This window comes from Actinoplanes auranticolor, assembly GCF_018332655.1.
GTDB lineage: Bacteria > Actinomycetota > Actinomycetes > Mycobacteriales > Micromonosporaceae > Actinoplanes > Actinoplanes auranticolor.
This window is the reverse complement of record NZ_BOQL01000026.1, coordinates 143,867-161,074: the sequence shown is the minus strand read 5'-3', so window position 1 is coordinate 161,074 and position 17,208 is coordinate 143,867. Positions and strand designations below refer to the sequence as shown.

15 protein-coding genes are annotated in these 17,208 nt (G+C 73.1%); 9 read left to right on the top strand and 6 right to left on the bottom strand.

The genetic code is table 11. The features are described 5' to 3' along the window. Position 1 precedes the first annotated feature (1 nt). Positions 2-733: an ABC transporter ATP-binding protein gene (locus tag Aau02nite_RS16555; RefSeq protein ID WP_212989313.1), complete on the bottom strand. Its 732-nt coding sequence runs from the start codon at positions 731-733 to the stop codon at positions 2-4. A 271-nt stretch (positions 734-1,004) separates the two neighbouring features. Between Aau02nite_RS16555 and Aau02nite_RS16550 the strand changes: the two genes are divergently transcribed. The 7 genes from Aau02nite_RS16550 (at position 1,005) to Aau02nite_RS16515 (ending at position 10,615) form a co-directional block, all read left to right on the top strand. Further along, complete coding sequence (locus Aau02nite_RS16550; RefSeq protein ID WP_246595197.1) at positions 1,005-1,454, top strand: chemotaxis protein CheW; 450 nt, start codon at positions 1,005-1,007, stop codon at positions 1,452-1,454. Then, positions 1,451-2,848, top strand: a complete 1,398-nt coding sequence (locus Aau02nite_RS16545; RefSeq protein WP_212989311.1) for a CheR family methyltransferase — start codon at positions 1,451-1,453, stop codon at positions 2,846-2,848. The genes Aau02nite_RS16550 and Aau02nite_RS16545 overlap by 4 nt, the downstream gene beginning before the upstream one ends. Beyond that, positions 2,845-3,384 (top strand): chemotaxis protein CheW, encoded by a 540-nt coding sequence (locus tag Aau02nite_RS16540; RefSeq protein ID WP_212989310.1) that lies wholly within the window; start codon positions 2,845-2,847, stop codon positions 3,382-3,384. The genes Aau02nite_RS16545 and Aau02nite_RS16540 overlap by 4 nt, the downstream gene beginning before the upstream one ends. A 5-nt stretch (positions 3,385-3,389) precedes the next feature. Continuing rightward, complete coding sequence (locus Aau02nite_RS16535; RefSeq protein ID WP_212989309.1) at positions 3,390-4,856, top strand: HAMP domain-containing methyl-accepting chemotaxis protein; 1,467 nt, start codon at positions 3,390-3,392, stop codon at positions 4,854-4,856. Then, positions 4,856-7,381 (top strand): response regulator, encoded by a 2,526-nt coding sequence (locus Aau02nite_RS16525; RefSeq protein WP_246595196.1) that lies wholly within the window; start codon positions 4,856-4,858, stop codon positions 7,379-7,381. Before Aau02nite_RS16535 ends, Aau02nite_RS16525 begins: the two co-directional genes overlap by 1 nt. A gap of 73 nt (positions 7,382-7,454) precedes the next feature. Further along, on the top strand, positions 7,455-8,534 hold the full coding sequence (gene cheB, locus Aau02nite_RS16520) for a chemotaxis-specific protein-glutamate methyltransferase CheB (protein WP_212989308.1): 1,080 nt from the start codon (positions 7,455-7,457) through the stop codon (positions 8,532-8,534). After that, a complete protein-coding gene (locus tag Aau02nite_RS16515) occupies positions 8,531-10,615 on the top strand; it encodes a response regulator (RefSeq protein WP_246595195.1) in 2,085 nt (694 codons plus the stop codon). The genes cheB and Aau02nite_RS16515 overlap by 4 nt, the downstream gene beginning before the upstream one ends. Positions 10,616-10,617: 2 nt before the next feature. Here the strand turns inward: Aau02nite_RS16515 and Aau02nite_RS16510 are convergent, their stop codons facing one another. Then, positions 10,618-11,256: a GNAT family N-acetyltransferase gene (locus Aau02nite_RS16510; RefSeq protein ID WP_212989307.1), complete on the bottom strand. Its 639-nt coding sequence runs from the start codon at positions 11,254-11,256 to the stop codon at positions 10,618-10,620. Between the two features lie 80 nt (positions 11,257-11,336). Further along, positions 11,337-11,828 carry a P-loop nucleotide/nucleoside kinase family protein gene (locus tag Aau02nite_RS16505; protein ID WP_212989306.1) on the bottom strand — a complete coding sequence of 164 codons (492 nt, stop codon included), beginning with the start codon at positions 11,826-11,828 and terminating at the stop codon, positions 11,337-11,339. 56 nt (positions 11,829-11,884) lie between these two features. Here Aau02nite_RS16505 and Aau02nite_RS16500 point away from each other — a divergent pair, with 56 nt between their 5' ends. Both Aau02nite_RS16500 and Aau02nite_RS47390 read left to right on the top strand, forming a co-directional pair. Continuing rightward, a complete protein-coding gene (locus Aau02nite_RS16500; RefSeq protein ID WP_212989305.1) occupies positions 11,885-12,439 on the top strand; it encodes a TetR/AcrR family transcriptional regulator in 555 nt (184 codons plus the stop codon). A gap of 72 nt (positions 12,440-12,511) precedes the next feature. Next, positions 12,512-12,637 carry a hypothetical protein gene (locus Aau02nite_RS47390; RefSeq protein WP_281420992.1) on the top strand — a complete coding sequence of 42 codons (126 nt, stop codon included), beginning with the start codon at positions 12,512-12,514 and terminating at the stop codon, positions 12,635-12,637. On the opposite strand, the gene Aau02nite_RS16495 is transcribed toward Aau02nite_RS47390, so the two are convergent. The 3 genes from Aau02nite_RS16495 to Aau02nite_RS16485 form a co-directional block, all read right to left on the bottom strand. Beyond that, positions 12,634-13,623, bottom strand: a complete 990-nt coding sequence (locus tag Aau02nite_RS16495; RefSeq protein WP_246595194.1) for an alpha/beta hydrolase — start codon at positions 13,621-13,623, stop codon at positions 12,634-12,636. The genes Aau02nite_RS47390 and Aau02nite_RS16495 overlap by 4 nt on opposite strands. Before the next feature lie 71 nt (positions 13,624-13,694). Next, complete coding sequence (locus Aau02nite_RS16490) at positions 13,695-16,256, bottom strand: ABC transporter permease (RefSeq protein WP_212989304.1); 2,562 nt, start codon at positions 16,254-16,256, stop codon at positions 13,695-13,697. Beyond that, entirely contained in the window at positions 16,253-17,041 is a 789-nt protein-coding gene (locus tag Aau02nite_RS16485) for an ABC transporter ATP-binding protein (RefSeq protein ID WP_212989303.1), read from the bottom strand. Before Aau02nite_RS16485 ends, Aau02nite_RS16490 begins: the two co-directional genes overlap by 4 nt. Positions 17,042-17,208: the final 167 nt, after the last annotated feature.

Genomic DNA, 17,208 nt, shown 5'->3' with positions numbered 1-17,208 from the left:
GTCAGGCCCCCAGCCGCTGGAGCCGGTCGGCGACCCCGTCCGGGGTGGGCGCCCGCAGGTCGTCGACGATGCGCCCGTCCGCCAGCACGACGACACGGTCCGCGTAGCCGGCGGCCACCGGGTCGTGGGTCACCATCACCACTGTCTGGCCCCACTCCCGGACACTGCGGCGCAGCAGCTCGAGCACACCGGCACCGGTCCGGGTGTCCAGGCTGCCGGTCGGCTCGTCGGCGAACACGACGTCCGGGCGGCTCATCAGGGCCCGCGCGCAGGCGACGCGCTGCTGCTGGCCACCGGAGAGCTGAGCCGGGTAGTGGTGCAGCCGGTCGGCGAGACCCAGATCGGCGGCGACCTGGGCGAGGCGGGGCCGGTCCGGGCGACGGCCGGCGAGCTCGCCGGGCAGCAGGATGTTCTGCTCGGCGGTCAGGGTGGGCAGCAGGTTGAACGCCTGGAACACGAAACCGATGCGGTCGCGCCGCAGCACCGTCAGGTCGCGGTCGGCCAGGCCGGTCACTTCGACGCCGCCGATCCGGATCGAGCCGGACGTCGCGGTGTCCAGGCCGGCCAGCAGGTGCATCAGGGTGGACTTGCCGGAGCCGGACGGGCCGACGATCGCGGTGAACTGCCCCGCGGGGAACGTGACGCTCACCCGGTCGACGGCTGTCACCGCCGTCTCGCCCTCGCCGTACACCTTCACGAGCTCGTCCGCCCGCACGGCGTGCGTGGTGGTCATCTCGGCCTCCTGTTCCTGTGGTCGGAGGCGAATCTATGGAGGAACGGGACCAGCCCGCGTCGTCGCGAGGAACGGTCTCGGCGTACTCCTCAAGGAGGACACGAGCGGCGGGCATCCTCCTGAAGTCCACGACTCGTCCGGCTACCCGACGTGACATTTGTGCCCCGTAGGACCCGGCAGACTGAAACATTCTCGCTAATGCTGCCGAAATCACCGCTAGCCTGAGCGAATGGTGCAGCCCGGACAAATGGCGCCACCTGCAGAGAGTCCTGTGGGGGACAGCTCGCTCGTCTTCCGAGCCGGGCCGCTGCTCTGTGCCCTCCGCCTGGACGAGGTCATCGAGACCATGCGGCCGCTGGCCACCCATCCCCTCGCCGGCACTCCCGCGTTCGTGACGGGCATCTGCATCATGCGCGGCATCCCCACACTGGTGGTCGCCGTGGCCCGGCTGCTCGGCGGGGCCGGCGCCGACGTGTCGCGCTTCATCGCGGTACGGACCGAACGCGGCCCGGTGGCGTTCGCGACCGGCGACATCCACGGGGTGCGGACAGTCAGCACCAGCAGCGCCGGACGCCATGAAGCTCTGCTCGGCGACGCTCCCGCCCGCCTCATCGCCGCCGTCGGCACGATCGACGCGGCGCCGGTGCTGTTGTTGCAGAGCATGCGGCTGGTGCCGGATGAGGTCTGGGCCGCCGCAGCGAGCCTGGCGGTGCCGTCATGACCCCCTCCGCCGAGGTCACGCGGTTCCGGAGTGTGCTCGCCGCGAAGCTCGGCTGGACCTTCGACGACAACGACATGCGCCAGCTGGCCGAGGTGCTCGCCAAGCGGTCGGCGGAGCACGGGCTCAGCCACGCCCGCTATCTGGTCCGGCTCGCCCGGGAGAACTGGGACGACGAGCTGACGACGCTGGCCGAGGACCTGACGATCAACGAGACCTACTTCTACCGCCACGGCGAGCAGTTCCGCGTCCTCGCCGACGTCGCGCTGCCCGAACGGATCGCGGCCCGCTCGTCCCAGCGGGTGCTGCGCATGCTGTCGGTGGGCTGCTCATCGGGCGAAGAGGCGTACACATTGGCGATCGTGGCGCGGGAGGTGCAGCCCGGGGCGGACTGGATCATCTCCGTGCAGGGACTGGACGCGAACCCCGCGGTGCTGCAGCGGGCCCGGACCGGGCGGTACTCGACCTGGTCGTTGCGCGAGACCCCGGACGCGATCCGGCAACGCTACTTCCACGCCGACGGCGGCGAGTTCGAGCTCGACGCCACCATCCGGTCGACGGTGCGTTTCCAGCAGTACAACGTGGCGAACGACGACGAGGTGCTGTGGCGCCCGGACCAGTACGACGTCGTGTTCTGCCGCAACCTGCTGATGTACCTGACACCGCAGGTACGGGAGTCCCTGATCCAGCGGATGACCCGGGCGCTGTCGCCCGGCGGCTATCTGTTCCTCGGGCACACCGACTCGCTCGGCAGCCGTCCCGACGGGCTGGAGCCGCAGCACACGCGCCAGACCTTCTACTACCGGCGGCAGCAGCCGGTGTCGCGCCTCGATGCCTTGCCGCCGGTCGCCGCGCCGGCCCGTAGGCACGTGCCCGAACCGCCCGGGCCGGTGGCGTCCGGCGTCCACGACCGCGCGATGGGGCTGCTGCTCGACGAGCGTTTCGCCGACGCGCTGCGCCTGATCGAGGCCGAGCCGATGGACGGGCGCACTCCGCGTGACGTCCTGCTGCACGCTGTCCTGCTGGCCGGCGCCGGCCGCCTCGACGAGGCCGAGATGCTGTGCCGGCGCCTGCTCGACGCCGACGGGCTGTACGCCGACGCCCATCACCAGCTGGCGGTGTGCCTGGAGGGCGGGGCCGCCGTGGACGTGGCGATCGGCCACTACCGGCTCGCCGCCTACCTCGACCCGGACTTCGCGATGCCGCGGCTACGGCTGGGCCTGCTCGCCCGGCGCCGCGGCGAGAACCGGATCGCCGTGCCGGAACTGGACCGGGCGCTGGGCCTGCTCCGCCGGGAACGCGACGAGCGGATCGCCCTGTTCGGCGGCGGGTTCGGCCGGATCGCCCTGACCACGCTCTGCCGGGCCGAGCTCGACGCCTGCGGGGCGTACCGATGAGTCCCAACGATGTGAAGAACCGCCTCACCGAGCTGCGCGACGACTTCGACCGCTCCTTCGCCGAGCCGGCGCGCCAGCACGACGCCGAGTACGCCGAGCTACTGGCGATCCGGGCCGGCGGCCGCCCGTACGCGTTGCGCCTCGCGCAGGCCTCCGGGGTGCACTCCGACCGGCCCGTCACGCCGCTGCCCGGACCGCAGGCGGCGCTGCTGGGCGTGGCCGGCTTCAGCGGCGCCATCGTGCCCGTCTACGACCTGGCGGCACTGCTGGGACATCCCGCGCCGGAGCGCCCGCGCTGGCTCGTGGTCGCCGCGGGCGCCCCGCCCCTCGCGCTGGCGTTCCACGATCTCGACGGCCACGTGCGGGTGCCGACCTCGACCATCGTCGACGAGGCGAGCGGTAACGCCGGGCGTGACGTGCTGCGCGGCATGGTTCCGCTGCCGGGCGGCATCCGGCCCATCGTCGACCTGCTGTCGGCCCGGGCGGTCGTCCACCAGCTGACCGGACACACCACGTACAACACCGAGGAGCGGTGACGGGCATGGCCAAACGTACCTTCGGCAACAAGCTCGGGCTCGGATTCGGGCTGACCGTGGCCCTGACCCTGATCATGGGCGCGTCCTCGGTGACCGCGCTGTCCATCGTCGTGGACGCGAAGGACGATGCGATCCGGGAAGCCGTCGATGATCTGGGCAGCGCCGAGCACCTGACGACCAAGGCGGAGAGCCGGATCAGCGACTACCGGGCGTACCTGCTCAACGGGAACGAGGAGTTCCTGAACCTCACCGCGCAGGACCGGGAGGAATTCCTGGAGCTGGTGGTGCAGTTGCGGGGCACCCTCACCGACCCGGAGACGAAAGCCCTGCTGGAGGCCGTGGCAACCACCGAGGCCCAGCACGCGGCGGTCCTGCAGCCGGTCATCGAGAAACGCAAGACGATCACCGACCTGCAGAACATCAGCCAGCTCAACGCCACCGAGGTGGGGCCGGCCCGCGAGACACTCCAGAAATCGATCTCCGCTCTGACGACCAAGGTCCGCGCCGACGTGGAGACCGCACGGCGCGACTCCTCGGCCCGGGCCACTCAGGGGATCATCCTGATCATCGTGCTCGGCCTGCTGGCCATGGCCTGCGGCGGCTACATCGCCTGGCGGCTCAATCGCGACCTGCGGCGTGAGGTCGGCGCCGCCGTCGGGCACATCCAGAGTTCCTCGGCCGAGCTCGAGGCCGCCGCCGCCCAGCAGGCGACCGGCGGGCGCGACCAGGCCAGCGCGATGAGCGAGATCACCACGACCATCAGCGAACTGCTGATCACGTCGCGGCAGATCGCCGAGAGCGCCCAGCGGGTGTCGAAGATCGCGGAGGACACGGCGGAGGCGGCGCAGACCGGCGACGCCACGATCGACCAGACCCGGGCCTCGATCTCGGCCATCCGTACCCAGGTCGACCAGATCGTGCAGCACATGCTGGCCCTGGGCGAGAAGTCGCAGCAGATCGGCGGCGTCGTGGATCTGGTGTCCGAACTGGCCGAGCAGACCAACATCCTCGCCATCAACGCGACCATCGAGGCCAGCGGGGCCGGCGAGTGGGGGCGGCGGTTCGCCGTCGTGGCCGAGGAGATCCGCAAGTTGGCCGACCGTACCGCCGGGTCGGCCAAGGAGATCCGCGCGCTCATCGACGACGTCCGCGGTGCGGTGAACACCACGGTCATGGCCACGGAGATCGGCGCCAAGAGCGTCGACGCGGGCTCGCGGCAGTTCGACGACGCCACTAGTTCGTTCCGGCGGATCGCCCAGCTGGTCGCCACGACCAACGATGCGACCCGCGAGATCGAGCTGTCGACGAAGCAACAGACCACGGCGGTCGAACAGGTCAACGTGGCGGCGTCGGACACCGCCCGGGTGACCAGGGAGACGGAGGCGAGTGCGGTGCAGACGAAACAGACCGCGGCGCACCTGTCCACTCTCTCCGGAGACCTGCTCGACCTGGTCGGCACCGGTCGGCGCTGATGAGCCAGGATCCGCTGCGGTACTTCCGGGTCGAGGCGCGCGAACTGGTCGATCAGATCAGCGCGGGCGTGCTCGACCTGGACCAGCAGCCCGGGCCGGACCTGGTCGCGCGGCTGCTGCGCTTCGCGCACACCCTGAAGGGTGCCGCCCGGGTGGTACGCCAGCAGGAGATCGCCGACCGGGCGCACGCCTTCGAGGAAGTGCTGGTGCCGCACCGCAGCGGCGGCGAACCGCTGCCCGCGGACGAGATGCGGGAATTGTTGCGCCTCAACGACGAGATCGAGGAGCGGGTCGCCGCCCTCGAGCCGCAGCGGCCGAAGCCGGACCCGCCGCCGCGATTCCCGCCGGGGATGACTCCGGGTGGGGCGAGCCCGTCGCCCGGTCTGCGCGCGCCCGGCGATCGCGGCCCGGAACCGGGGCGAGCGGCGGAACGAGGGGTGGAAGCCGGGACGGAGGCGGGCGGCGGACCACCGGCCGGCGGAGCGGTGCCGGGAAACGGACGGCACGACAGCGGAACCCGGACCGGCAGCGCACGACAACACCGGGACGAGTCCAGCCGGCCCAGCGGGCAACAGGACGGCGGCGAACTCCGGACAGAGCATCAGCCGGCGGAAGGACCAGCACCGCGGATCGACGGCGGACGAACGGTGGCGGGCCGGCCGGAAGCCGACCGGAGCACGCCGGCGACCGGGCGACCGCGGGACAGCAACGGGCCGGGCAGCGAGCCCGCCGCAACGCCGCCCGTCCCGGTCGACAAGCCGGATCACCGCGACCGCGAAGCCGGGAACGACCCAGGACACGCGAAGAGCGAGGAGGCCGCCAAGACCCCCTCACACCCCGACGCGGCGCCCGCCGCGCGCGGTTCGACGGCCGATGTCGACGAGCTCCTCGATGCTGTCGGTGAGGCCCACGCCCGGTTCGCGCCGCTGCGTACCGGGGGGCATGCTCTTGATCAGTTGACCCGGTCCGCCGAGGCCCTCGCCGATCAGTTGCGCGTCGGGCGCACCGCCGCGCACACGGACGCCGCGCGGGTCGTCGCCGCTCGTCTCGCCGCGGATCTCGGTGCGCTCGGGCGGCGGATCACCGACACCGTCGAGCAGGTCGAGCGGGAGCTGGACGAGGTGCGGGGGCGGGCTGAGCGGCTGCGGCTGGTGTCCGCCTCCAGCATCTTCACCGGGCTGCACCGGGCGGTGCGCGACGCCGCCGACGCCCAGGGCAAACGGGTGCGGTTCGAGGGCCGTGGCGGCGAGCTGCGGCTGGACCCCCAGGTGCTGGCCCTGGCCAACAACGCTCTGCTGCACGTCGTTCGCAACTCTGTCGCGCACGGCATCGAGCCGGATCGGGACCGGCTGGCCGCCGGCAAGCCCGTCGAGGGCAGGGTGATCGTGGAGGTCGAGCGGCGCGGACGGTACGTGGCATTCCGCTGCACGGACGACGGCCGGGGCTTCGATCTCGCCGCGGTCCGGCGTACCGCGGAAGCGCGGGGTCTGCTGATGCGGGGTGGGACGCCGCCCGACGAGCAGACGCTGGTCGAGCTGGTGCTGCGCGGTGGCATCAGCACCTCCCCGACGGTGACCGAGGTGGCCGGCCGGGGCATCGGGCTCGATGTCGCCCGGGACGTCGCCGACCAGCTCGGCGGGGACGTGTCCGTACGGACCGAGGCGGGCCGGGGCGCCGTCGTCGAGCTGGTGCTGCCGCTCGCCCTGATGTCGATGCACGGACTGATCCTCGAGGCGGCCGGGACCGTCGCCACTGTGCCTCTGGACTCCGTGCGTACCTGCGTACGGTTGCTGCCTGAACAGGCCGCGGCCGCGGCCGTCACCGGGAAGATGGCGCACGACGGTGAGGCCGTGCCGTTCCTCCCGCTGGCCCGCGCGCTGTACGCGGGCACGACAGTCCCCGACGGCGGCGGGCCCACGGTGGCCGTCATCGTCGGCACCGAGGAGCGGGCCGTGGCCGTCGGCGTCGACCGGCTCGCCGGCACGTCCACGCTGGTCGTGCGGCCGCTGCCCGACCTAGCCCCCGCGGCCTCCGTCATCGGGGGCGTGTCGATGGATCTCGACGGCAACCCCCGGCTCGTGCTGGACGCCCAGGGGCTCATCGCGGAGACCTACCGGCTCGGCGGGGGCGGCGCCGCGCCCGCCGAGCCCGCCCGCCGGTTGCCGATTCTCGTCGTCGACGACTCGCTGACCACCCGGATGCTCGAGCGCAGCATCCTCGAGTCGGCCGGTTACGAGGTCGACCTGGCCGCGTCCGGTGAGGAGGGCCTGGACATGGCCCGGTCCCGGCAGTACGGGCTCTACCTCACCGACATCGACATGCCGGGGATCGACGGGTTCACCTTCGTCGCCGAGACCCGCGCCGACCCCGAGCTGTCCGGGGTGCCCGCGATCCTGGTGAGCTCGCGGGCCAGCGCCGAGGACCGGCAGCGCGGCGTCGCCGTCGGGGCCAGCGCCTACGTGGTCAAGGGCGAGTTCAACCAGGAGGAGCTGCTCGCCCACATCCGCCGGCTGGTGCCGGCATGAGGGACGACACCCGGCGCGGAGACACCGGGAGCAGGGACATCCGCCGGCGGGCCGTGCGAGAGGGGAACCCCGCATGATCCGCGTTCTGGTGGTCGAGGATTCGGCGACCATGCGTCACGCCCTGCGGGCGGCGCTCGCGACCGATCCGGAGCTGCAGGTGGTGGGCGAGGCGTTCGACGGCGGGCAGGCCGTCGAACTGGTCGGGCGGCTGCGGCCCGACGTGGTCACCATGGACATGATGCTGCCGACGATGAGCGGGCTCGTCGCCACCGAGCACATCATGGCCGAGTTCCCGACCCCGATCCTGGTCGTCTCCTCGGCCGACCGGCAGGAGCTCTTCAGCACCTACAACGCGCTGGCGGCCGGCGCGGTGGACGTCCTGGAGAAGCCGCGCGGGGACGACTCCGACACCGGGTGGGCGCGGCGGCTGTGCTCGACCGTGCGGCTGGTGTCGCGGATCCGGGTCATCACCCACCCGCGGGCGCGGCTCGACGGCCGCCGGCGGGGCACACCCGAACCGGCCGTGCAGGCACCGACCGCTCCCCCGCAGCTCAGCACCGACGAGCGGATCAAGGTGGTCGCTCTCGGCGCCTCGACCGGCGGGCCCGGGGCGCTCACCGAGCTGCTCCGCGCGCTGCCCGCCGGTTTCGCGCCACCGGTGCTGTGCGTGCAGCACATCGCCGCCAGCGAGCCGTTCGCCGTGGCGTTCTCCGACTGGCTCGCCGGGCAGACCGGGCGCAACGTCAGCTATGCCGTGGACGGCCAGTCGATCCGCACGCTCAACGGCCGCATCCTGCTGGCGCCGCCGGACCGCCACCTGCTCGTCCGCGAGGGTCACCTGCGCCTCAGCGAGGGGCCACCCCGGCATTCCTGCCGGCCGTCGGTCGACGTGCTGTTCGAGTCGGTGGCCGCCGAGTACGGGACCGGCGCGGCCGGCTGTCTGCTCACCGGGATGGGCCGGGACGGTGCCCTCGGACTGTTGCAGATGCGGGCCCGCGGTGGGCACACGTTCGCCCAGGACGAGGCGACCTGTGTCGTCTACGGCATGCCGCGGGAGGCGGCGTTGCTGGGCGCGGCCGGCATGATCATGCCGCCGTCCCGGATAGCCGGGCGCCTCGGCGAGTTGTCGTCCCAGGTGGGGGTCCGGCGATGAGCCGTCCGACCCACGAGGCGGTCGGCCGGCTGGCCCCGCCGCCCGGTTCCGCCCCGACCGTCCATCAGGCCGACCGCAGCACCGACGGACGCCACGAGACGGGGATGGGCCCCCCGGTGGACAAGCACACGGTGCTCATCGTCGATGACAGCCTCACCGTACGGATGGATCTGCACGAGGCTTTCGAGGCCGACGGCTTCCGGTCGATCCTCTGTGCCAACGGCGCTGAGGCGCGGGCGGCCTTCGCCGGCGCGCACTTCGACGTCGCGGTGCTGGACGTGCTGCTGCCCGACGCCGACGGGGTCGAGCTGCTGCGCGAGCTGCGCGCCCATCCCGGCCGGGAGGGCACGGTCACCGTGCTGCTCTCCAGCGAGGCCGAGGTGGCCGACCGGCTGCACGGGCTGCGGACCGGGGCGGACGAGTACGTCGGCAAGCCCTACGACGCCGGTCACGTCGTGGCGCGGGCGCGGCAGCTGCTCGGCGAGGACCCGTTCCGGATCGACGACCGCACCACGGTGCTGGTCATCGACGACAGCATCACCTTCCGGGAGAAGTTGCGGGAGCTGCTCGAGCCCGAGGGGTACGCCGTCATCACCGCCAACTCCGGCGAGGAGGGCCTGCGCACCGCCGCCGACCGCAGGCCGCAGGCCGTCATCGTCGACGGGGTCATGCCGGGCATCGACGGCGCGACGGTGATCCGGCGGCTGCGGCTCGATCCGGCCCTGCGCGACATCCCGTGCCTGTTGATGACGGCGTCGGACGACTACGCGACCGAGGTGCAGATGCTGGAGGCGGGCGCCGACGCGTTCGTCCGCAAGCAGCAGGACCTCGCCGTCGTGCTGGCCAAGCTCGCCGCCGTGCTGCGGACCAGCGCCGAGCAGCTGCCCATCGAGGTGACCGGCAGCCTGCACGGGCCGGGCAAGGTCCTCACCGTCACGTCGGACCGGCAGCGGCTGACCGCGCTGGGCGACGCCCTGCGCGACGACGGGTACGACGTGGTCCCGGCCGGCACCGGCGACGACGCGCTGGATCTGCTGGCGGCGCAACCGGTCGACTGCATCGTGCTGAGCTTCGACGGTGCCGGCGGTGCTGCCCGGGAGATCTGCCGCCGGATCAAGGAGGTTCCGCAGATCGGTGACACCCCGGTCATCATGACCGGTGACCACGACGACGCCATGCTGGACTGCCTCGCCGCCGGCGCCGACGACTACGTGCGCGCCGCCGACGGTCCGGAGACGCTGCGGGCCCACGTCCGCGGGCAGATCCGCCGCAAGCAGTCCCTCGACGAGAGCCGCCGCATCCGTGAGGAGCTGATGCGCCGGGAGCTCGACGCGGCCGGCGAACGGGCGGCCCGGCAGCTCGCCGAGACCCGGGCGGCCCTGGTCGAGGAGCTGGAGTGGCGCAACCGCGAGTTGGAGGCGTTCAGCGGTTCCGTCTCGCACGACCTGCGCGGGCCGCTGCAGGTGATCAGCAGCTTCGCCGAGACGATCCTCGACGAGGACGACGAGCCGCTCAGTGCCCAGGTCCGGCACCGGGTGGAACGGATCCACGCGGCGGCCGGGCGGATGGCCGATCTGGTGGAGTCGCTGCTGATCCTGGCCCGGGCCAGCCGGGGCGAGCTGCGCCGGCAACGCTTCGACCTCACCGCGATCGCCTGGCAGGTGATCGGCGAGGTGTCGGCGCGGGAGCCGGGCCGCGAGATCCGGTTCACTGTCACCGACGACATGACCGCCGACGCCGACGAGGGACTGGTCCGCGTCATCCTGGAAAACCTGATCAACAACGCGTGCAAGTTCACCGGGCGGGTGGCTGAGCCCCTGATCGAGGTGGGCTGGAGCGGGCCGGGCGACAACCCCAGCTACTACATCCGGGACAACGGGGCGGGTTTCCCGGCCGGGAAGTCGGTCGAGCTGTTCCGGCCGTTCGCCCGGCTGCACAACGCGGCGGACTTCCCCGGCACCGGGATCGGCCTGACGACCGTGCACCGGGCGGTGGAACGCCACGGCGGCGAGATCCACGCCGAGGGCGAGAACGGGCGCGGGGCGACCTTCTGGTTCACCCTGCCCCCGGCGCACCGATGAGATCAGTGCAGTCCGAACCACGGCAGGCAGGGTGCCAGCCCGTCGACCGTCACCGCCCGGCCTTGTCCCGAGGCCCGCCACGCCTCCGCGGTGAGCCGGAGATTCCGCAGCTCAGCCACCTCACCACCGGGTACGACGATGAGCCCGGCCCCGTTCTCGGCGTACCCGATGCGGCGCGAGACCCCCAGCGACGCCGCGTTGCCGGCGACGGCCGACGACACCGCCGCGACCGCTCCCAGCCGGTCGAAGGCCAGGCCCAGCACCGCTGTCCGCATGGCGGTCCCGAGCCCCCGCCCGCGCACCCCCGGCACCAGCCAGGACGCCGAATCCACGGTCCGCAGCGCGGGAAAGTTCTCGGCCTCCAGCGTCTGGACCCCGACCAGCTCATGGCGGTACGCGACCGCGAAGTGCAGCACCCACGCCGACGGCGACCACACGCCCAGCGACTTCCAGTAGCCCTGGTAGAAGAGCCGGCGCCGGTCGGCCTCGGCGCTCAGGCCGGGGAAGGGCTCGAGGCGGGGGTCCTGCTCGAAGTCGGCGGGGAGGACCGCCGCCAGTGCCGGCAGGTCCGCTTCCCGGACGGGTCGCAGCGAGACCTCACGGCAGGTCAGCCGCAGCCCGGCGAGCGGCCAGTCGCTCACCCCGGCCCAGCCCGGCGCACCGGACGACCCGCCGCCCGAACCCGGCCCCTCCGGACCCGGCCCGCCCAACGGCCGGTCGCTCACGCCGCGAATCCCGCATGCCGGGCCACGTCGGCCTGGCACTCGGTCAGCGGCCGCGTCGTGTCCACGATCAGCCGGTCGTCGGTCCGCGGCTCGTAGTCCTCCGGCGTCAGCGGCACGAGCAGATCCGGCTCCCGCGCGGCGATCCGGTCCAGCCGGGCCGCGTCCGGGCAGGACGTCTCGATGACGACGTGCCGGGCGTGCACCGAGCGGGCCAGGTCGCGCCAGCCCAGGCGCGCCGCGTCCACCGGGTTCACCGCGTCCGCGATCACCGTCAGCCCGCGCCGCAGGTGGCTCGCCGCCACGTCGTGGGCGACCGAGTACGCCGCCACCCCGGTCTGCCCCGCCGTCAGCCCGTTACGCCGCATCGCGCCCTCGATCTCGTCGATGCGCAGCCACACCGCGCCGCTGCGGTCGGCGAGATGACCGGCCAGGGTGGACTTGCCCGTGCCCGGCAGCCCGCCGAACTCGATCAGCGTTCCATTCGTCATACACCGTGTATAGTGACTCGCTATACATGACGTCAAGCGATTTGGGGGTTCCGGCGATGCGGCGAGCCGCCGCCACCGCAGCGACCCGGCAGGCCGTCGTCGCCGCCGCGCGGGAGCTGCTCGCCACCGTGCCGTGGCGGGAGTTCACCCTCGAAGCCGTCGCCACCCGGGCCGGGGTCACCCGGGTCACCGTCTACAACCAGGTCCGCAACAAGGCCGGGCTGCTCGACGCGGTGCTCACCGAGCTGACCGGCCGGGCCGGCATGGATCAGGTGCTGACGGCGGCGCGGGAGCTCGGCCGGGACGAGGCGCTGGCCTTCGTGGTGGAGCAGACCTGCCGGTTCTGGCACGGCGAGCGCCCGGTGCTGCGGCCGCTGTTCGGGCTGGCCGCGGTGGACGCCGGCATCGCCGCGCATCTCGCCGGCCGGGAGGACCGGCGGCGGGAGCAGTTCCGGCGGCTGCTGCCCGGGCAGAGTGAGCCGGTGCTGGCCGCGGTGGTGGCGGCGACGTCGTTCCCGGCTTACGACGCGCTCGGTGTCGTGGGTGACGATCCGGGGCAGGCCGCGGGGCTGGTCCTGCGGATGGTGCACGGCCTAGTGTCGGGCGGATGATCGCACGCATGTGGCGGGGCTGGGTCGCCACCGACCGGCCGACGGCCGCACCGAGGTCGTCACGCTGAGCTGGTGGGAGTCGATCGAGGTGATCCAGGCTTCGCGGGTGCGGACATCACCCGGGCCGTCTTCCATCCCGAGGACGACGACTCCCTGATCGGCCGCGAGGACACGGTCACCCACTACACGGTGGCCTAGGAAGCGGGCGCCAGGATCCGCTGCAGCCAGCCGACCCGGGAGGCCCGGGCCTCCCGGGAGATCTGCGCGTCCATGACCAGGTGGTCGAAGGCGTGGTATCCGCCCGCCCACACGTGCAGGTCGGCGCGGCCTCCCGCGGCCCAGATCCGCTGGGCGAATGCCACGTCCTCGTCCAGGAAGATGTCGGCCGTGCCCACGTCGATGAAGGTCGGCGGCAGCCCGGACAGGTCGGTGGCCCGCGCCGGGGCGGCATAGGGCGAGACGTCCGGGCCGCCGCGGGCGGCACCCAGCACGGCGGTCCAGCCGGTCAGGTTCGAGACCGAGCTCCACGTGTCGTACGGCCGCACCGGCGCGTCCACGTTCCGGTCGTCGAGCATCGGGCACCTCAGCAGCAGCCCGGCCAGCTCCGCCCCGCCGCGGTCGCGGTGCAGCAACGCTGTGCCGGCCGCGAGCCCGCCGCCGGCGCTGGTGCCGGCCAGCACCACCCGGCCGTCGATCCCCAGCTCCTCCGCGTGGGCCACCGTCCAGGCCAGCGCGGCGTGACAATCCTCGACCGCCGCCGGATACGGGTGCTCGGGAGCGAGCCGGTAGTCGACCGAGACGAGCACGACGCCGGCCTGCTCGACCCAGTCCAGGACCCCGGGCAGGTCGCTGCGCTCGTCCCCGGCGATCATCCCGCCGCCGTGCAGATAGACGACGCCGGGCAGCGGCCCCCGCACCCCGGCCGGCCGCGCGATCAGCACGCCGGTCTCCCCCGCCTGCCGGCTCTCCAGCGTGATCCGGCCGTCCCGCGACAGCAGCTCGTCGGCCGGCCGCAGCTCGGCGCCGAGCGCGCGCCGCGCCGGCAGCACGTCGAGGGTCAACGGCCGGGGAGTCGCCGCCATGATCGCCGGTAACGGCTCCCGCAGCTCGGGATCCACCGCGGCGAGATCCGCGCCGTCGAACGTCACGCCGTCGGAGGGGAGCTGTGCGGGCTGATCGGTCACTCCGGAAACCTATCCGCCGCATGCGACAAGAACGAGGCCCCCGGCGTCCATGAACGCCGGGGGCCGCCGGATCAGCCGTCGGTCGCCAGCGCGGCGACCGGGCTGACCCGCGATGCGCGCCGGGCGGGCAGCACCCCGGCCAGCGCCGTGAACGCCACCAGCACCAGGAACACCGCCGCCAGCTGCCACACCGGTAGCGCCAGGGGTGCGTTCACCCCGAGGGCCTTGATCGACAGCCAGGCGTAGGGCACCCCCAGGGCCAGGCCGATGGTCGCGCCGATCACGCCGTACAGGCTCGATTCCGCCGTCAGCATCGCGCGCAGGCCGCCGCGGGACAGGCCGACCGCCCGCAGCAGGCCCGATTCGCGGACCCGTTCCACCACCGACAGCGCCGTCGTCGTGCCCACGCCGACCACCGCGATCAGCACCGTCAGGCCGACCAGACCGATCGCCACCGCCAGGATGCCGTTGAGGATCAGGTTGAACTGGTCCCGCTGGTCGGCCAGCACCGTGATGCCGAGGCCCGCGTTGCCCTGGACGAGCTGCTGCATGGCCTTCTGGCCGGCGGTGCGCCCGTCCTCGCCCGCCTTCGCCGCGTCGGCGAGCAACCCGGAGAACGTCGCCGGCGCCCCGAGCTTGCTCAGGTCACCCGGGTCCAGCAGCAGGGACGACTGCAGCGGCCCGGTGTCCGGCAGCACGGCCGCGATCGTGACCTTGATTTTCTTCTTGCCGCTGGCCAGTGTGGTGGTGTCGCCGACCGTCAGGCCGGACATGTCGGTGGCGAAGCCCGAGATCGCCACGGCACCGGGCTTGATGCCGGCCAGCGTGCCGGCCGACACGTCGATGTCCTTCAGCGTGGGCAGCGCGTCCATGTCGAGGTCGGTGGCCTGCAGCTGCGACTCCGTGCCGCCGATGGTCACGGTGCTCAGGCGCCGGTACGGGGTCACGTGGGCCAGGTCGGGGCTGGACTTGGCCTGGTCGACCAGGGCGGCCGGGACCTGTTCCTCGGCGTTGGCGGCGAGCTCGAAGTCGGCGGGTACGGCCGAGGCCATCTCGCGGTCGGCCAGGACCCGGACCGAGGCGCCGGTCACCACGACGCCGGCGATCAGGGTGACGCCGAGCGCCACCACGACCGACACGGCCGCGGCCCGGCGGGGCGCCCCGCCGACTCCGCCGACCGCGAGCCGGCCGACCGGGCCGAGCCGGCGCAGCGGCCAGCCCACCGTGGCCAGCACCGGCCGGACCAGGACCGGGCCCAGCGCCATCAGGGCGAAGAACGCGAGCGCCCCGGAGATCACGACCATCAGCAGCATCGGGGCGGGGTCGTAGTTCTTCGGGTCGCGGCCCGGCAGGTTGGTGATCACGTACGCGGCCGCGCCGGCCGCCATCAGCGTGAGCAGCAGCCCGAACGCCCAGCGCAGCTTGCCGATGTCCCGCCGCCCGCCGGTGGTGCTGGCCGAGCGCAGCGCCTCCAGCGGGGCGACCTTCGCGGCCGAGAACGCCGGGGCCAGCACGGCCAGCACGGTGATCAGCACCGACAGCACGATGACCCCGGCCGCGGGCAGCACCGGGACACCGGGCGAGGACACCGCGACGTCGAAGCCACGCAGCACCGGCGGCAGGATGTGCCCGACGGCCATGGCCGCCAGCACGCCGACCAGTCCGGCGACGAATCCGGTGAGCGCACCCTCGGCGGCCAGCGCCCGGCTGATCGAGCCCCGCCCGGCGCCGACGGCCCGCAAGAGTGCGAGCTGGCGCATCCGCTGGGCGAACACGATGCGGAAGGTGGAGGTGGCGACCAGCCCGGCGGCGACCACGGCGATGGCCACGAACATCCCGACCACCGCGAACAGCTGGTTCAGGTCGGAGGCCGCCCGGTTCGCCTCGTCGGTGCGCACGTCGATGCCGGTGCGGACCAGCGCGCGTTCGAAGCCCTCCGGCGGGGCCGGCGTGCTCTGCACGATCTGGTCCACCGCGGTACGGGCGGCGGCGGCATCCGCACCGGGCGCCAGACGCAGGTCCACCTTGTACATGACGACCTCGGGGGCCAGCGCCAGGACGTTGGCCGTCGGGGCGTACGCGGTGAAGCCGTAGTCGTCCCGGGCGTCGGCCAGACCGGTGACCTTGAGCCGCACAGTCTTGCTGGGCTTGCCGTCGTCGTCCCAGGCGGTGGTGAGCGAGACGGTGGTGCCCACGGGCAGGCCAATCCGGTCCGCGGTACGCGGGGTCACCGCGATCTCGCCCGGCGCGGACGGGTACCGGCCCTGGGTCACGTGGGAGACGGCCAGCGGGCCACTGCCCGGGTCGGCCATGATGTTCAGGTAGTCGTTGCCGGTCTGGCCGCCGAACTCCGCCCGACCGACCACCTCGGCGACGCCGGGCGCGGCCTGCAGCCGGGCCAGCTCGGCGGGTTTGATGCTCGGCAGGTTGCCGGTCTCCGACTCCCCGCCGACGACGAGGTCGGCGGCGGCCGGAGTGCCGCTGAGGCCTTCGAGCATGGTGCGCTCGGTGATCTGCTGGGCCAGCACGGTGGCGTAGACCACGAAGGACGCCACCAGCATGGCCAGCCCGGTGAGCAGCAGCCGGGCCGGGCGGCGGGAGACGCCGGCCAGCTGGGTACGGAGCACGTTCATCGGTAGGTCCCCAGGTGCTGCAGGGCGTCGGCGATCGACGCGCGGTCGGGCCGGTCCAGCTCGCCGGCCACCTTGCCGTCGGCGAGCAGCACGACGCGGTCGGCGTACGCGGCGGCGCCCGGGTCGTGGGTGACCATGACGATGGTCTGGCCCAGCTCGCGTACGGAGTTGCGCAGGAACGACAGCACCTCGGCGCCGGAACGGGAGTCCAGGTTGCCGGTCGGCTCGTCGGCGAAGACGACCTCGGGGCGCGAGACCAGCGCCCGGGCCAGCGCCACCCGCTGCTGCTGGCCGCCGGAGAGCTCACTGGGCCGGTGGGTGAGCCGTCCGTTGAGACCGAGCACGTCGGCGAGGTGGGCGAACAGCCCGGACTCGGCCCGCCGGCCGGCCAGGTCCAGCGGCAGGGTGATGTTCTGCTCGGCGGTGAGCTGCGGGAGCAGGTTGAAGGACTGGAAGACGAAGCCGATCCGCTCGCGGCGGACCCGGGTGAGCACCTTGTCGCTGAGCACGGTCAGGTCGGTGCCGCCCAGCAGCGCCCGGCCGGAGGTGGCCGTGTCCAGGCCGGCCAGGCAGTGCATGAGGGTGGACTTGCCGGAGCCGGACGGTCCCATGATGGCGGTGAACTGGGCGCGGGCGAAGCCCACCGTCACGCCGTCGAGGGCACGGACGGCGGTCGGCCCGCTGCCGTACACCTTGACCAGGTCCACGGCGGCGACGGCGGTCATACCGTCGTCCGGGCCGGCCATCGATGTCGTCGGCGCGGCGGCCGGGGACTGCGTTCTCATCGGGATCCTCCACAGGAGCGAAGTTGCTCGGGTTTTCCGCCGCGGGTGGGCTCGGCGGTGAAGCTGGGAGCAGCCTGATGGTCGGCGGGCACCCCGCGCATCAGCCCGCAGCGGGGATCGGCGGTCGCGGGGGATCTGTCTTTCGGCCGATGGAGGCGCGTTGAGCA

What these genes read in the sequence shown, in the direction of transcription:
- Aau02nite_RS16555 (WP_212989313.1), bottom strand. Translation starts at nt 733, where the DNA reads ATGACCACCACGCACGCCGTGCGGGCGGACGAGCTCGTGAAGGTGTAC.
- Aau02nite_RS16545 (WP_212989311.1), top strand. Translation starts at nt 1,451, where the DNA reads ATGACCCCCTCCGCCGAGGTCACGCGGTTCCGGAGTGTGCTCGCCGCG.
- Aau02nite_RS16540 (WP_212989310.1), top strand. Translation starts at nt 2,845, where the DNA reads ATGAGTCCCAACGATGTGAAGAACCGCCTCACCGAGCTGCGCGACGAC.
- Aau02nite_RS16535 (WP_212989309.1), top strand. Translation starts at nt 3,390, where the DNA reads ATGGCCAAACGTACCTTCGGCAACAAGCTCGGGCTCGGATTCGGGCTG.
- Aau02nite_RS16525 (WP_246595196.1), top strand. Translation starts at nt 4,856, where the DNA reads ATGAGCCAGGATCCGCTGCGGTACTTCCGGGTCGAGGCGCGCGAACTG.
- cheB (WP_212989308.1), top strand. Translation starts at nt 7,455, where the DNA reads ATGATCCGCGTTCTGGTGGTCGAGGATTCGGCGACCATGCGTCACGCC.
- Aau02nite_RS16515 (WP_246595195.1), top strand. Translation starts at nt 8,531, where the DNA reads ATGAGCCGTCCGACCCACGAGGCGGTCGGCCGGCTGGCCCCGCCGCCC.
- Aau02nite_RS16505 (WP_212989306.1), bottom strand. Translation starts at nt 11,828, where the DNA reads ATGACGAATGGAACGCTGATCGAGTTCGGCGGGCTGCCGGGCACGGGC.
- Aau02nite_RS16500 (WP_212989305.1), top strand. Translation starts at nt 11,885, where the DNA reads ATGCGGCGAGCCGCCGCCACCGCAGCGACCCGGCAGGCCGTCGTCGCC.
- Aau02nite_RS16490 (WP_212989304.1), bottom strand. Translation starts at nt 16,256, where the DNA reads ATGAACGTGCTCCGTACCCAGCTGGCCGGCGTCTCCCGCCGCCCGGCC.
- Aau02nite_RS16485 (WP_212989303.1), bottom strand. Translation starts at nt 17,041, where the DNA reads ATGAGAACGCAGTCCCCGGCCGCCGCGCCGACGACATCGATGGCCGGC.